The organism is Georgenia halophila, assembly GCF_039541595.1.
Window position 1 is genome coordinate 694,148 of record NZ_BAABGN010000013.1, and the last position, 16,010, is coordinate 710,157.

Consider the following 16,010-nt stretch of genomic DNA (forward strand, 5'->3'; position numbering starts at 1 on the left):
GGATCTGATCGCGCAGCCGTTCGGGTCCGCTGGGGGCGTCAGGCGGTCGGGGCGGGACCGCACGATGAGCACGGCGCGGGGTCGTACTGGCGGCATGGCACTCTAGTGTGGGCACGACGCCAGGAGAGGGAGCACACGTTGACGCAGTGGGGTGTGGCCAGCGACGCCGGTGGCCGGCGAAGCGTCAACGAGGACGCGGCCCTGGCGCTGGAACCGGTGTTCGTCGTGGCGGACGGCATGGGCGGTCACGCACGGGGTGAGATGGCGAGCCAGACGGTCGTGGAGGCCTTCCGCGCGCTGGCCGGCCAGCGGTCGACGACGATCACGGCCGAGGCCGTGCTGGCAGTCGTCCGCGAGGCCGCAGAGACGATCCGACGGACCATGGCGCGGGAGACGGTCGCCGGTCGGGTCGAGACCGACGGGCGTGATCCGGTCGCGGGCACCACGGTGGCGGGAGCGGTGCTCACCGAGCAGGACGGTGAGCTGTACTGGCTCGTGCTCAATGTCGGCGACTCGCGGGTCTACCGCTTCTCCGACGGCCGGCTCCATCAGGTGACGGTCGACCACTCGCTCGTCCAGGAGATGGTCGACGACGGCACCATCGCCGCCGCGGACGCCCGCAACCACCCGCGTCGAAACGTGATCACCAGGGCGATCGGTACCGGCCCGGACTGCGAGGTCGACTTCTGGATGCTGCGAGTGCACCGTGGCGAACGGCTGCTGCTGTGCACCGACGGCCTCAACGGTGAGCTCGGTGACGATGCGATCGCCGCTGTCCTCGCCACGGTGGCGGACCCCGCGCAGGCCGCCTCGATGCTGGTCGACCAGGCGGTGACCGGTGGCGCGGGTGACAACGTGACCGCCGTCGTCGTCGACGGTCCGGACGACGCCTCGCTCGACGAGGCGACCGCGCGTACGCCCGGTGCCGCCGAGGAGGACGAGGAAGACCTGAGCACGACGCTGCCGGGCGAGGAAGGCCGTCGATGATCATCCACGAGTACCGCACCGGCGCATGGATCGCGATCGTGACCGACGGCGCCGTCGCCCTGCTCCATCCGGACCTCGGCGTCGCGGCGGCAAGGGAGCTGTGGCACGTCACTCGGACCGGCTCGCGGCTCGGCACCTGGATCGAGCACCTCGCCGAGCGTGGGATCAGGACGATGCCGGCGTTCGCCATGGTGGAGGCTCGTGCGGACGGGCTCGGGATCCTCGTCCGGGGTGACCTTGCCGTCCAGGTCGGCGCGGACAGTGTCAGCGGCGCCGGCTACGCCACGTGGCGGGAGGCCGTCCTGCCGGGCGATGACTTCACGATCGCCCTGGGTCCTGGCGGTTCGACAGGATCGGCCGAGTCGGCAGTCTCGGCCGAGTCGGCAGTCTCGGTGGAAGATGGTGCGCTGGACGAGATCTGGCTCCCCGTGGGCACAGGTATCGCCCTGGCGTCCGGGGTGCGCAGCGTCGCCGCCGACGCCGAGCACGCGTCCCGTGCCGGTCTGCGGATCGCGCAACCGGCCGCGGAGGAGGAAGACGCAGAGGAAGACCTCGAGCTGACCCTCATGCAGGCCCCGGCCCTGGCGGCCGCCATGGGGCGGTCGGGCGACCCGCGCCCGCCGGAGCCGGAGCCGGTCGCGCCCCAGCGCGCGGAGCCGCAGCACAGCCCGCTGGACGTCACCCGGGCCCCGGAGCGCGAGGAAGAGCTCACCCGCCCGCCCGAGGACGACTCGACCACGGGCACCACGACGGCGCCCGCGAGCGGGCTCATCTCCGAGGTGCCGGGGGCACGACACGGGCCACCCGCCTCAGGGGCCGCAGCACCCGCCCAACCCGACGCCGGCCGTCCTGCTGGCGGGGCGCCCGCGGCCGGTCCGCCTCCGGGCCGGCCGACCGCTCCTGGTGAGCCGACGGCGGCTGATCCGTTCGCTGCTGAGCGCTCGGCTCCCGCTACGCCGGCCCCCGGCACGCCCGCCCCCGCCACGAGTGCTCCGGCCATTCCTGCTGAGTCCGCACCTGCTCACGGCCCGTCCCCTGAGGCCGCGTCGCCCGGCCAGGGCCCGTCGGCGCCAGCACCCTCGTGGGACGAGGGCGACCACGACGGCGAGACCGTCATGCCCTCGGAGCTGCCCGGGCTCCAGGCGACCTCCGGGCCGCCGCAGGCGACGGAAGAACCCGTCCCGGCCGGCCCTCGGCTCGAGCTGCTCATGTCCGACGGCACCCGGATGGACATCTCGCAGCCGCTGCTGCTGGGCCGTGCGCCGGAGTCCGCGCGGTTCCGCGGCGCCGAGGTGCCGCGACTGGTGACCATCACCAACCCGGAGCGCGACATCTCCGGCACGCACGTCGAGGTGCGCCCCGCCGGCGAGCACGTCGTCGTCACGGACATGAACTCGACGAACGGCACGGTCGTCTTCCTGCCTGGGCAGCAGTCCTTCCGGCTGCCTCCCGGCTCCGGCGTACCCGTACCGCCGGGTGGCGTCATCGAGATCGGCACCGGGGTGACCGCCACAGTCATGGCCACCGGCGAGCGCGGCACGTGAGCCCCCGCCGCGCGCCCGCTCAGCATCCGGAGCTGCCGGGATACACGTTCGAGCGGCTGCTCGGATCGGGCGGCTTCTCCGACGTCTACCTCTACACCCAACACATGCCGCGACGGAAGGTCGCCGTCAAGGTGCTGACCAAGGAAGCGACCGAGGGCCAGCCCCGTGAGCAGTTCATCGACGAGGCGAACCTCATGGCCGCACTGTCCGGCCACTCCTCGATCGTGGACCTCTATCACGCCGGCGAGGCGGGGGACGGCCGGCCGTTCCTCGTCATGCAGTTCTGCCCGCTGCCGAATCTCGCCGAACGCATCAAGGTGCGACCGCTCGGCGTGGCGGAGGCGGTCAGCATCGGAGTGCGGATCGCCGGCGCCCTGGAGACGGCGCACCGCGGTGGCATCGTGCACCGCGACATCAAGCCGGCCAACGTCCTGACGACCGAGTACGGCCGGCCGGCGCTCGCCGACTTCGGCATCGCCGGCCTGACCTCGACGATGCTGGAGGAGACCACCGGCGTCTCCATCCCGTGGGCCCCGCCCGAGGCGGTCGAGGGCGCCGCGGCCTCCGGCGTCGCAGGTGATGTCTACAGCCTGGCCGCGACGATCTACACGCTGCTGGCCGGCCGGTCGCCGTTCAGTCGGCCGGGCGGCCCGAACACCCGGTTGGACTTCACCACGCGCATCCGGCGCGACCCCGTCCCGCCGATCGGGCGGGGTGACGTCCCCGCTTCGCTGGAACGGGTGCTGTCTCGGGCCATGGCGAAAGTGCCGGCACAGCGGTACGGCTCGGCGCTCGACCTGGCGCGCGCCCTCCAGGTGGTCGAGCAGGAGATGCGGCTGCCGATGAGCGACATCGAGCTGCCGGACACCTCCTGGCTCAGCGGTGACGCCGGACCCGAAGGGCCTGGCGCACCCGGAGCGGCCGGGGGCGGCGTCGAAGCAGGCGGGGACCAGCGCACCATGGTCCGCCAGGTCGTCGAGGTCGACCCCCACGGCGGAACGTCGAAGGGCAGCCGCCCGTACGGCGCCCCGGCGCCGAGGGTCCCGGCGACGACCAGTGCTGCGCGCGGCGCCCCTCCACACGGTGGCCCTCCACACGGTGGCCCTGCACACGCTGGCCCCGACGACGAGGATCGGACGGCGCTGCGTGGGCCGACGAACGTGTCCGCTCAGGTCGAGGCAACCCGCCTGCGGGGTGCCGCCGCCCCGCAGCCCCAGCTGCCGGACCAGTACAGCAACCCCGACGGCCGGCCGAAGGAGGAGCGCAGCTCGTCGCGTCGCGGGGTGGTGGTGGCTGCGGTGGTCGTCGCGGCAGCCGTCCTCACCGCCGTCGGCGTGATCTTCGTCGCGGGCGAGCTGCGGGGAGAGCCGGACGACCGCCCGACGGCGACCGGCGGCCCGACCATCGCCCTGCCCGACGTCGTGCCCGCGCCGGTCGACCTCGCCGGCACGCGGCAGGGCAGCACCGTGACGTTCACGTGGGCGGCGCCGGAGAACCTGGGTGACTCCGGTGAGGTGACCTTCACGTGGCGGCGCACCGAACCGGGGGCGCCGACCGACGTCATCCCCGCCGACGAGCCGCGTGTCGTGATCGAGGACGCATCGGGTGAGGTGTGCCTCTCGGTGAAGATCCGTCTGGACAACGGTCGGACCTCCAACGAGCCGGCCGTGACGTGCGTCCCGTGAGCATGGAGAACCGAGGGAGTGTGGAGACCTGAGTATGGCCATGCAGCTGGAGTTCTGCGGCGAGTGGTTCCCGCTCGACCCAGAGGAGCCGTTCGTCATCGGGCGGGAGGGCGTCCTGGAGATCGACGACAACCCGTACCTGCATCGCCGCTTCCTCGAGGTCAGCGCGCACGAGGGCCTGTGGTGGATGGAGAACGTCGGCTCACGGCTCTCGGCCACCATCGCCGACCCCGAGGGAAACACGCAGGCCTGGCTCGCCCCGGGCGCACGGCTGCCGATCGTCTACGCCCGCACCACCGTGCTGTTCACCGCGGGGCCGACGACGTACGAGCTGACCCTGGTGAACGACGACCCCACGTTCCTGCCGACGCGTCCCGCCGAGGAGGTCGAGATCGGTGAGACCACCATCGGGCCGGTGACGTTCACGGAGAGCCAGCTCCAGCTCGTCCTGTCGCTCGCCGAGCCGGTCCTCACGGGCCGGGGCTCCACGACGTCGATCCCCACCTCGCAGGAGGCCGCGGCACGCCTGGGTTGGGCCATCACCCGGTTCAACCGGAAGCTCGACAACGTCTGCTACAAGCTCCACCGGCATGGTGTGCGGGGTCTGCGCGGCGGTCCCCGCAGGCTCGCGGTCAACCGGCGGGCTCGTCTGGTGGAGCACGCCGTCGCCTCCCGCCTGGTCACCGCCGAGCAGCTGCCTCTGCTCGAGAAGGCGAAGGAGCGCGCGCAGGACTGAGGCGCAGCGCTCAGCCATGGGGAGTTGTGCCCATCGGCGCCAGGTTCCCGGAGCCAGGAGCTGTGACCGGCCTGAGGTAGCATCGCTGGCGGTCCGCCGGGCCAGGACATGTGGCTGCCGCTCCTAGGGGAGAGTTTCGTGCGTGGGGGAAGAGCGCGCGGCACGGCGTCGGGTACTGCGAGTCGCCCGAAGGGTCGGGCCGCCGAACGCAGACGTCGTAACCGTCGCCGCCTGATCGGCGGGGCGGCTGTCGGCGTGGTCGCCGGCGGCATCGTTGCCGCCAGCATCCTCTACGACGGCGTGGCGACGGCGGACGTCGAGCTGCACGACGGCGGCGTCTGGGTCACGAACGGCTCCGAGCTGATGGTCGGCCGCGTCAACTACCCGGTCCAGCAGCTCGACGGCTCGGTCACCTCCGCCAGCAACGAGATCGACGTCCTCCAGGACGGCAAGGACGTGCTCGTCGTCGACTCCGGCGCCGACCTGCTCTCCGTCCTCGACCCCGCCACCGTCAGCACCGGGCAGGGAACCGTGACCCTGCCCACCGACCACCAGGTCGGCATGGGCGGTGGCGTCGTCTCCGTGCTCGACGTCGGCTCGGGCAACCTGCGTACCGCACCCTTCACCGGCCTCGGCCTGCTCGCCGACGAGGAGGCGGCACCTCAGGCGTCGCTCGGTGCGAGCGCCGAGGCGGCCGTCGGCCTCGACGGCACGACGTACGGGGTCTCGACCGAGGACGCCACCGTGGTGACGGTGCCCAAGGGCACGGAGCAGCTCCAAGCCGAGGTCGCCCGTGCGCAGGAGGAGGGCGAGCCCGGTGAAGAGGTCGAGCCGGTCAAGCTGGAGACCGCGGACCTGGGCCTCGATCCCATCCTCTTCGAGGAGGCCGACACCCAGGTCAGCGTGGTCGGTGAGACACCCGTGGTGCTCGTACGCACCGCCGAGGAAGAGCTGTGGCTGGCGCGTCCCGACGCGAAGCCGGTCGACCTGACCGGCCTCGACATCGACATCTCCCAGGCGCGGCTGCAGCACGCCGGTCCCGAGCGGGACGACGTCGTGCTCGCCACGGCCGACGCGCTCGTGCGTATACCGCTCGACGAGGGAGACCCGGTGGTTCTGCGCTCGCCGGTGTCGGGTCGGCCGGCGGCCCCGCTCGTCGCCGGCAGCTGCGTGCACAGTGCGTGGGCGGGCACGGAGAGCACCTACCTGCAGCAGTGCGGCGATGCGGCACCGACCGAGGCGCCGATCCCGACCACCACCTCCGAGGCTGAGTTGGAGTTTCGCACCAACCACGGCCTCGTCGTACTCAACGACACGCTCGCCGGCACGGTGTACCTCGTCAACGAGGCCATGACGATCGTCGAGAACTGGGACGACGTCACGCCGCCGGACGCCCAGGAGATCGAGGAGGAGGAGTCACAACAGGACATCACCGACGAGATCCCCCTCAACCGGGACGCCGAGAACCGAGACCCGGTCGCCGAGGATGACACCTTCGGCGTGCGGCCGGGCTCGACGACCGTGCTCGAGGTGCTGTCCAACGACTCCGACCCCGACGGCGACCTGCTGGCCCTGGAGTCGATCGACGGCTTCCCCGACGGCGTCGGCGAGGTCAGACCCGTGCTCGGCGGCCGCGCCCTGCAGGTGACCGTGCCCGAGAACGGCTCCGACGGAGGAACGTTCGGCTACACGGTCAACGACGGCCGGAAGGGCGAGGACAGCGCCACCGTCTCCCTCTCGGTGGTCCCCGAGTCGCAGAACCGCCCGCCCGAGCAGCTACGGCCGATCCGGCTGACCATCGCCTCCGGCGCGACCGGGGCCGTCAACGTGCTGCAGCACATGAAGGACCCCGACGGCGACGAGATGGTGCTCGTCGGCGCCAACGGCCCCGAGGACGACATCGTCCGCTTCACCCCGGACGGGTCCGTCGAGTTCGTCGACTCCGGCGTGACCACCGGCGCCAAGGACGTCGAGGTCGTCGTCTCCGACGGACGCGAGAACACCGACGTCGTCGTCCAGGTGGACGTGCGCTCCGAGGGCAACCTCCCGCCCGTCCCGGTCTACGACTACCACGAGGCCACCGCCGGCCGGGAGATCGTCGTCGAACCCCTGGCCAACGACACCGACCCGGACGGGGAGCCGCTGCGGCTCGCGAACGTGGAGGTCAACGGCGACGCCACCATCGTCCCCGACTACGAGGCCGGCACCTTCCGGTTCGCCGCCGAGTCCGCCGGCGCGTACTACCTGACCTACGTCGTCGTCGACGACTCTGGCAAGGACGCGACCGGGCTCGTCCGGGTGGAGGTCACCGAGCCGCAGGACGGTGCGCCGGTGGCTGTCCAGGACACCGCACTGCTGCCCGCCGGGGGCGCCGTGCTCGTCGACGTGCTGGCGAACGACGAGGATCCGTCGGGACGGCTGCTCGCGGTCCAGCAGGTCACCGTGCCGCCGGACTCGGGACTCGTCGTCTCGGTGCTCGAGCACCGGATCCTGAAGATCAGCGCCCAGCAGGTCCTCGACGGACCGGTGCGGTTCAGCTATACCGTCTCCAACGGCGACAGCACTGCGGAGGGCGAGGTCGTGGTGATGCCCGTGGCGACCGACTCGGCCGCCCAGCCACCGGTGGCCGAAGCGGACACCGCCACGGTGCGGGCCGGGGACTTCGTGACCATCCCCGTGCTGCAGAACGACTCTCACCCCGCCGGCCTGGAGTTCGAGCTCGACCACGAGCTGGCCGAGATGCCGGAGGGCAACCACGGGCACTTCTTCGTCTCGGGCGAGACGCTGCGGTTCCGGGCGCCGGAGCAACCACAGACCGTCAACGTCGTCTACCAGATCACCGACTCGGCCGATAACGAAGCCTCCGCCCGGGTGACGGTGCACGTCCAGGCCGACACCGAGAACAACTCCGCCCCGCAACCCGAGCCGATCGACACGCGTGCCTTCAGCGGCGAGCGTATCCGGATCCAGGTGCCGATGTTCGGCATCGACCCCGACGGTGACTCCGTCAAGCTGCTCGGCACGGGTGAGGCGCCGGAGCTCGGCCGCATCGTCGAGGTCGGTCCCGGGTACTTCGACTACGAGGCCTACGGGCATCTCGACGGCACCGACGAGTTCACCTACATGGTCCGTGACCGCCTCGGCCTTGTCGCCAGTGCGTCGGTGCGCGTCGGCGTCGTGCCGCCACCACAGCAGAACCGCTCGCCGGAGGCGCAGGACGACGCGATCACCGCCCGACCCGGCCGTGAGGTGACGGTCGACGTCCTGGCGAACGACACCGACCCCGACGGGGATCCCCTCTACCTGCCGACCGGCGAGCTGGGCGACCCGTTCGAACCCGTCGAGGGCGTCGAGGTGGCCGAGGAGGACGGCGTGCTCAAGGTCGTCACCCCTGAGGAGGAGACGAGCTTCTCGCTCGCCTACCACGTCACCGACAACCGCGGCGGGCGGGACACGGGCGTCGTCGAGGTGACCGTGTCACCGGACGCGCCGCTGCAGCCGCCCCTGGCACGCGATGATCGCGTGGACGCGTCCGACATCATCGAGCACGACACCGTCACCGTCCCGGTGCTCGACAACGACGAGGACCCGGACGGGACGACGGAGGGGCTGAGCGTCTCGGTACCGGATGCCCCACAGGGCGTGACCGTCGCCGACAACCAGGTCCAGGCACCGGTCAAGCCCCATCGGCAGGTCATCACGTACCAGATCACCGACGTGGACGGGAACACGGGGTTCGCGTTCATCGACGTCCCCGGTGTGGAGGAGACCGGCCCGGTGCTGCGCTCCGGCGTCGAGCCGATCGAGGTCCTGACGGGCGAGACGGTCGAGATCCCGATCGAGGACTACGTGGTCAGCCCGAGCGGGGGAGACGTGCGGCTGACGGACAGCGCGGCCGTGTCGGCGACCAACTCCGACGGCAGCGCGCCGGTGGTGGACGCGACCACACTGACCTTCACCTCCGCCGACGGCTACGTCGGTCCCGCGTCTGTCACCTTCGAGGTCACGGACGGTGAGTCAGCCGAGTCGGGCCTCAGCTCGGTGCTGACGTTGCCGATCAACGTCCTGCCCGACGGCGACAACACGCCGCCGACGTTCGCCGGCGGCAGCGTCGAGGTCGCCCCCGGCGAGGACCCGGTGGTGCTGAACCTGCGCAACCTCGTCCAGGACCGGGACACGGCCGACTTCAACCAGCTCGACTACGAGGTCGCCGAGGTGCCCGACGGCATCGAGGCCAGCATCGACGGGCCGTACCTGTCGGTCTCCGCGGGGGTCGACACCCCGGCGAACAACGCGTACGACGTCGGCATCACGGTCGCCGACCCGGTCAACGATCCCGTCCCGGGCACGGTTACGGCCAACGTGGTGCCCTCGACCCGCTCGCTGGCCGCCGTTCCGGACCGCGACCTCGGCACCATCGAGCAGGGCGAATCGGTGACCGTCGATGTCCTCGACGGCGCCTACAACCCGTTCCCGGGGGACCCGCTCACGGTCCTTTCTGCTGGCGCTGAGAGCGGGAACATCGTGACCGAGCACTCCGACGGGTCGGTCACGGTCACCCCCGAGCCGGACTTCGTCGGCCGCGGCGTCGTTGCGTTCACCGTCCTTGATGCCACGGGTGACGCTCGCCGTCAGGTCGATGCCCGGCTGAGGATGAACGTCATCGGTGTGCCCGGGCGGCCGGCCCCGCCGCGCGTGGAGGAGGTCGGCGACGAGCAGGTGGTGCTCTCCTGGACCGCGCCGGCGAGCAACGGCGCCGACATCACCGGCTACACCGTGGAGGCCTCGGACGGCTCGACGAACCGATGCCAGACCACGACTTGCACCATCGAGGGTCTGACCAACAACGTCGAGTACACCTTCACCGTCACGGCGACCAACTCCGTCGGTGACTCCGAGCCATCCGGCTCGTCCGCCGTCGCCCGACCCGACGTCCGACCCGAGCGGCCCCAGCCGCCCACCCTGACCTTCGGCGACCAGCAGCTCGACGTCGAGTGGAACGAGCCGCATACGGACGGCTCACCGGTGGAGTCCTACGACCTGATGATCTCCCCGTCCACCGGCGGCGGCCAGGTCAACGTCACCGGCACCAGCTACACGTGGACGGGTCTGCAGAACGGCCAGGAGTATCGGGTCCAGGTGCGCGCGAGGAACCAGGCTCCCGATCCGTCGGAGTGGTCCGGCTGGTCCGCCGGCGAGATCCCGGCCGGGCCGCCGGGGAGGCCGGCTGCGCCCCAGGTGCAGCGGGTCGACGACCCGGTGGCCGAGCAGATCACCGCCTCTTGGCAGGCCCCGAACAACAACGGTGATCCGATCTCGGAGTACCGGGCGGTCATCTACCGCGACGGCGCCGAGTTCCGCCGGTTCACCACCACGGAGACGTCCTTCCAGGAGGACGCACCCGCGGGGTCGGACTACACCGTGAGCGTCGCGGCCCGGAACAAGGCCGGCTGGTCGGAGACCTCGCCGGGATCGCAGTCGGTGCGCTCGTTCGCGCGGCCGTCCCAGCCCGGCACGCCGACGGCGACCGCCACCGGCCAGGACGGCGTGGTGCGGCTGGAGTTCCGCAGCTCCCAGCCCAACGGCGACCCCATCCGGGGGTACCAGGTCTCCGTCAACGGGGGTGCATGGCAGTCGCTCCGCGCGGACGGTCGCGTGACCGGGCTGCGGGACGGCGACGGCTACACCTTCCGGGTCCGGGCGATGAACAGCTACGTCTCACCGGCCTCCGTGGCGTCGAACCAGGCCATCCCGTACGGTCCCTTCGGAGAGATTCGACTCTCGGCCCAGACCACCGGTGCGGACAACGAGAACGTGCGCTTCGACTGGGACGCCCCGGACCCGAACGGGCGGAGTATCGACACTCGTCAGATCCGCTTCCGGGACGGCGGTGGCTCTTGGACCGGCTGGCGGGACGTCAATGACGTGGACCACGCCAGACGCGGTCCTGCGTGGAGCACGACCTTCCGTGCTGAGATGCGCGTCGTCCGCTCGGACGGTGAGGAACGCAAGGCATCGGCGCAGAAGACGACGGACGCCAAGCCGGAACCGCCCAAGAACCCGCGCGTGGAGGTGAGCCGGACGCGCAACGCCGTCGGTGCGCCGTACGGCAACTGTACGCATCGGTCATGCGCCTACCTCGACGGCGAGTACTGGGACCTGCCGCGCGGCGATTACACGGTGATCTGGTATGCCGACGGCGCCGAGAAGAATCGAGAGTTCGCCAGCAACATCTCCGGACACGGGATCGTCCACGGCAGTCATTTCCGCGGCCATCCGGGTGAGCGGATTCGTGTCGTGTTCGACGGGCCCGGCTCGAACGACTACCAGCACACTCTCGTGTGGCCAGACGCACCAGCCGGCTAGCACCGCCTCGAGATCCCCAAGCAAACGACCGAAGGAAAGCCATGACGACCGCCGCGACCACCGAGGTCATGACCCAGGAGCAGGCCGCCTGGTTCGCCGAAACCTTCAACCGGATCGTCGGCAACGTCGCGCACGCCGTGCTGGGCAAGGAGAACGTGGTCCGGCTCGTGGTCACCACCCTGCTCTCCGGCGGCCACCTGCTGCTCGAGGACTACCCCGGTACCGGCAAGACCCAGCTCGCGCGGGCGCTGGGCCAGACCCTCCAGGCGACGTCGAGCCGCATCCAGTTCACGCCCGACCTGCTGCCCTCCGACGTCACGGGCGTCTCGATCTTCGACCCGAAGGCCCAGACGTTCGAGTTCCACGAGGGACCGATCTTTGCCAACGTCGTCCTCGCCGACGAGATCAACCGCGCCTCGCCGAAGACCCAGTCCGCGCTGCTGGAGGTCATGGAGGAGGGCCGGGTCACGGTCGACGGCGCGCCGCACGGCGTCGGCAAACCGTTCATCGTGCTCGCCACCCAGAACCCCATCGAGCAGGCCGGGACCTACCGCCTCCCCGAGGCGCAGCTGGACCGGTTCCTCATGAAGACGTCCATCGGCTATCCGGACCAAGCCGCGACCGTGCAAATCCTGCACGGGTCCGCCCAGCGCGACCGCGCCGGTGCCCTGGAGCCGGTCATCACCGGGCAGGCCGTCTCGGACATGGTGACGCTGGCGGACTCCGTGCACGTCGACCCGGCGGTGCTCGAGTACGTCTCCACGATCGTGGGTGAGACCCGCCGCGCCCCGGGCGTACTGGTCGGCGTGTCCGTCCGCGGTGCCCTCGGGCTGATCCGGGCCGCGAAGACGTGGGCCGCCGCCCACGGCCGCAACTACGTCGTCCCGGACGACATCAAGGGCCTCGCCGAGCCCGTGCTCGCCCACCGGTTCGTGCTGGAGGCGGAGGCAGAGTTCGAGGGCGCGTCGGCGGCCGACGCCCTCGCCAGCGTCCTGTCCGACGTCGCGCCCCCGACCATGCGGTCCGGCGGACGGTGAGCAGCACCAGCCTCACCCAGCGCCTGTCCACCATCCCCGGTGTGCAGGTCGCGCTCGCCCGCACCCGCATGCCCCGCAAGCTCGTGGCCGGCGCGCTGGGTTGGATCGGCCTCGTCGGCTGGGTGGTGCTGGCGACCGGAGCGGTCACCTGGCACGCGGGTCGTCGCCTCGGGTGGCTGGAGCTCTTCGTCGCCGGCGTCGCGCTCGTCGCCATCTTCGTCGTCGCCCTCGGCTTCACCCTCGGCCGTCAGCCGTACGAGGTCGAGCTGCGCCTGTCCGACCGCCGCGTGGTGGTGGGGGAGCGCGCCATGGCGGGTGTCGTGGTGCGCAACACCGCCCACCGGCACGTCCTGCCGGCACGGATCGAGATGCCGGTCGGGTCCGCGCAGGTGTCCTTCGCCCTGCCGGGCCTGCCCCGCGACGGCGAGCACGAGGAGCTGTTCGCCATCCCCACCGCGCACCGCGCGGTGATCGACGTCGGTCCGGTCCGTTCGGTGCGTGGTGATCCGCTCGGGCTCGTCCGGCGGGCCATGACCTGGACCGACGTGCACGAGCTGTACGTCCATCCCCGCACCGTGCGCCTCGCCTCCACCGCCGCCGGCTTCCTGCACGACCTCGAGGGTCAGACGACGCAGCAGATCACGCCGTCCGATCTCGCGTTCCACGACCTGCGCGAGTACCGCCCGGGTGACGACCGGCGGCACATCCACTGGCGTTCCACGGCCCGAACGGGCACGTTGATGGTCCGCCAGTTCGAGGAGACGCGCAGGTCACACATCGTCGTCGGGCTGAGCCGCAACGAGGTCGACTACTACGACGGCGACGAGCTCGAGACGGCGATCTCCTCGGCGGGCTCGCTCGGGCTGCAGGCGATCGAGGAGGAGAAGGACCTCACCCTGCTGACGAACCACGAGTCGCTGCCTGCACTCTCCCGCCGGCAGCTCCTGGACGGTCTGACCAGGCTCGAGACGGCCTCCGGGCGCGGCGGCGTGATCTCGATCGGGCGCACCATCGCCCGCGAGGTGGAGCACGCGTCCCTCGCGATCCTGATCTGCGGCTCGACCGTGACCGCGCACGACCTGCGCGCGGCCGGCGCCGTGCTCCCGGTCGGGCTACGGGCCCTCGCCGTCCGGGTCGACGGCGACGCCACGGCTGCCGTCTCGACCGTCGGCGTGGTCACCGTCGTCACCGTGCCGACGGTGGACGAGCTCGCCCGCACGCTGCGCAAGGCGATGCGGTGAGGGAGAGCGAGGCGCGGCAGGGCACCATCGGCGCAGTCGGGCAGTTGCTTGCCCAGCGCTGGGTCGACGTCGCCGTCATCGCCACGCTGGTCGTCGTGGCCTGCGTGCCGCTCCAGGCCGTCTTCGGCACCGCCCGCCTCGCCGTCGCCGTCGTCGGCGGTGTCCTGCTCGGCACGGCCGTCGCCGTGGTCGCGGCGGGACGGCGCTGGGGCGTGCTGCCCGTACTGGCCGGCGTGCTCGTCCTCTTCGTCGTGTTCTCGGCACTGGGTGCGCCCGAGACGGCACTGGGCGGCGTCGTCCCGACGCCGGAGACCATCGGCGCCGTCGGACGCGGCGTCGTCACGTCCTGGAAGGACGTCGTGACGATCCTGCCGCCGCTCGGCGCCGGCCGGAACATGCTCACCGCCCCGTACGTCGTCGCCCTGGTGGCGTCCTGCGTGGCCGTCACCGTGGCGCTGCGGACCAGGCGCCCGGCGTCGGCCCTCGTCGTGCCCGCTGTCGTGCTGGCGGGCTCGATCCTGCTCGGCACCATCGACGTGACGACGGCGATCCCTCTCGGCCTGGGCATGGTTGCGGTGGCCCTGGTGTGGGCCAGCTGGCGCACCGGGCGGCTGCACGCGAACCGCTGGCCGGGTGTGGCGGCCCTGGTGCTGGTCGGGCTCGTCGCCGGCACCGGGGCAGGCCTGCTCGCCCCGCCCGCGGGACGGCTGGTGCTGCGCGAGCACGTCCAGCCGCCGCCGGACCTGCACGACTACCCGAGCCCGCTCGCCGGGTTCCGCCAGCACGTCAAGGACCATCGGGACCAGACCATCCTGACCGTCGAGAACCTTCCCGACGGCGCCGAGGTGCGCCTGGCGACGCTCGACGAGTACGACGGCACTGCCTGGTCGGCCGCCGACCCGGAGTCCGGCACCGGCGACTACCTGCGCATCGGTGACCGCATCGAGCCGGACCTCAACAAGGACCTCACCACCGCGACCATGACCATCGGCGCCTACGAGGGCGTGTGGGTGCCGACGGTCGGCAAGCCGTACGACCTCGACTTCCGCGGCCCCCGGTCCGAGGAGCTCACCCGCGGCTTCTACTTCAACCGGGCCACCGGTACGGGCTTGACCACCGTGGGGCTGCGTGAGGGCGACAGCTACGAGGTTCTTCTGGACGTCCCGCCGCACCCGACCGACTCACAGCTGGAGGGTGCGCCGCTGTCCGACATCGCCCTGCCCGAGGTCGTCTACCCCGACGTCATCACCACCGCGGGCCAGCTCATGGCCGGGGAGGCATCGACCCCGATCGCACGGATCCGGGCGATCGAGCAGGCGCTGCAGGAGGGGTACTTCTCGCACGGTCTCGAGGGCGAGGCGCCCTCGCTGGCCGGTCACGGCGCCGCCCGGCTCGACTCGTTGCTCGGCGGCGAGGACCCGATGGTCGGGGACGAGGAGCAGTATGCGGCCGCCATGGGCCTGATCCTGCGGTCGCTGTCCATCCCGGCCCGCGTGGTCATGGGGTTCGAGGCGCAGTCCGGCGGCGGCGACGGCGGACCGGTCGAGCTGACCGGTGACGACGTCAGCGCGTGGGTAGAGGTCGCGTTCGAGGGACACGGGTGGGTGCCGTTCTACCCGACGCCGGACGAGGACCGGATCTGGCAGGACGAGGAGACCGTCCCGCAGAGTGTGCCCCAGCCCCAGGTGCTCCAGCCGCCGCCCCCGGCGCAGGAACCCCCGGAAGCGCCGCCGTCGGACCGTCAGGACGTCGACATCGAGGACGACGAGCTCGAGGAGGATGCGCCGCTGCCGATGGCCCTGTACGTGACCCTCGGTGCTGTCGGCGCCCTGCTGCTCCTGCTGGCACCCCTGCTGGTCATCGTCGCCGTCAAGCTGCGCCGCCGACGGCGCAGGCGTAACACCGGCACGCCCTCGGCCCGGGTCGCCGGCGGCTGGGCGGAGATGCTCGACGCCGTCACGGACCTGGGTGTCGACGTCTCGCGCACCGCGACCCGCTCGCAGGCGGCCGGCGAGATCGTCGGGACGCTCGCCGCTCCGCCGTCGAAAGGGAAGAAGCGCGGGGCGGAGCCTGTCGACGCTGCTACCGTTCGCGCCGACGCGCTGGCGACTTCGGCCGACGCCGGGACCTTCGGGCCCGTCCCGCCCGACGAGGGCGGTGCGGCCGTGTACTGGAAGCAGGTCGACGCCTCCTTGTCGGGGCTGCGGACCGCCGTGGGACGTCGCCGCTGGTGGCGTGCACGTATCTCCGCCCGATCGCTCGGCAAGGCCCGCCGTCGTCCAGGACGCGCAGAGCGGCGCTGACTCCGCAGGTCGGAGCGCCGATGGGGACTTCTCCCCATCCCGGGGCAGCGACAGTCACCGACCCGGGAGGGTAGGAACGTGTGAGCGGGTCCCGCCGACAGCCGAGGAGGG

Annotated in this window: 8 protein-coding genes; all 8 read left to right on the forward strand. The window is 71.7% G+C overall.

Going from position 1 to position 16,010, the window contains the following annotated elements; translation table 11 throughout:
* The first annotated feature begins 138 nt into the window (after positions 1 to 138).
* The 8 genes from ABD907_RS19315 (at position 139) to ABD907_RS19350 (ending at position 15,899) form a co-directional block, all read left to right on the forward strand.
* A complete protein-coding gene (locus tag ABD907_RS19315; protein WP_345218590.1) occupies positions 139 to 987 on the forward strand; it encodes a PP2C family protein-serine/threonine phosphatase in 849 nt (282 codons plus the stop codon).
* Positions 984 to 2,531 carry an FHA domain-containing protein gene (locus tag ABD907_RS19320; protein WP_345218592.1) on the forward strand — a complete coding sequence of 516 codons (1,548 nt, stop codon included), beginning with the start codon at positions 984 to 986 and terminating at the stop codon, positions 2,529 to 2,531. The genes ABD907_RS19315 and ABD907_RS19320 overlap by 4 nt, the downstream gene beginning before the upstream one ends.
* A complete protein-coding gene (locus tag ABD907_RS19325) occupies positions 2,528 to 4,216 on the forward strand; it encodes a protein kinase domain-containing protein (RefSeq protein ID WP_345218593.1) in 1,689 nt (562 codons plus the stop codon). The genes ABD907_RS19320 and ABD907_RS19325 overlap by 4 nt, the downstream gene beginning before the upstream one ends.
* 34 nt (positions 4,217 to 4,250) lie before the next feature.
* Positions 4,251 to 4,952, forward strand: a complete 702-nt coding sequence (locus ABD907_RS19330; RefSeq protein ID WP_486334121.1) for a hypothetical protein — start codon at positions 4,251 to 4,253, stop codon at positions 4,950 to 4,952.
* A 138-nt stretch (positions 4,953 to 5,090) separates the two neighbouring features.
* Positions 5,091 to 11,318 (forward strand): Ig-like domain-containing protein, encoded by a 6,228-nt coding sequence (locus ABD907_RS19335; protein ID WP_345218595.1) that lies wholly within the window; start codon positions 5,091 to 5,093, stop codon positions 11,316 to 11,318.
* Positions 11,319 to 11,359: 41 nt separating this feature from the next.
* Complete coding sequence (locus ABD907_RS19340) at positions 11,360 to 12,355, forward strand: AAA family ATPase (RefSeq protein WP_345218597.1); 996 nt, start codon at positions 11,360 to 11,362, stop codon at positions 12,353 to 12,355.
* Positions 12,352 to 13,596, forward strand: a complete 1,245-nt coding sequence (locus tag ABD907_RS19345; RefSeq protein WP_345218599.1) for a DUF58 domain-containing protein — start codon at positions 12,352 to 12,354, stop codon at positions 13,594 to 13,596. The genes ABD907_RS19340 and ABD907_RS19345 overlap by 4 nt, the downstream gene beginning before the upstream one ends.
* Positions 13,593 to 15,899 carry a transglutaminase TgpA family protein gene (locus ABD907_RS19350; RefSeq protein WP_345218601.1) on the forward strand — a complete coding sequence of 769 codons (2,307 nt, stop codon included), beginning with the start codon at positions 13,593 to 13,595 and terminating at the stop codon, positions 15,897 to 15,899. Before ABD907_RS19345 ends, ABD907_RS19350 begins: the two co-directional genes overlap by 4 nt.
* Positions 15,900 to 16,010 lie beyond the last annotated feature (111 nt).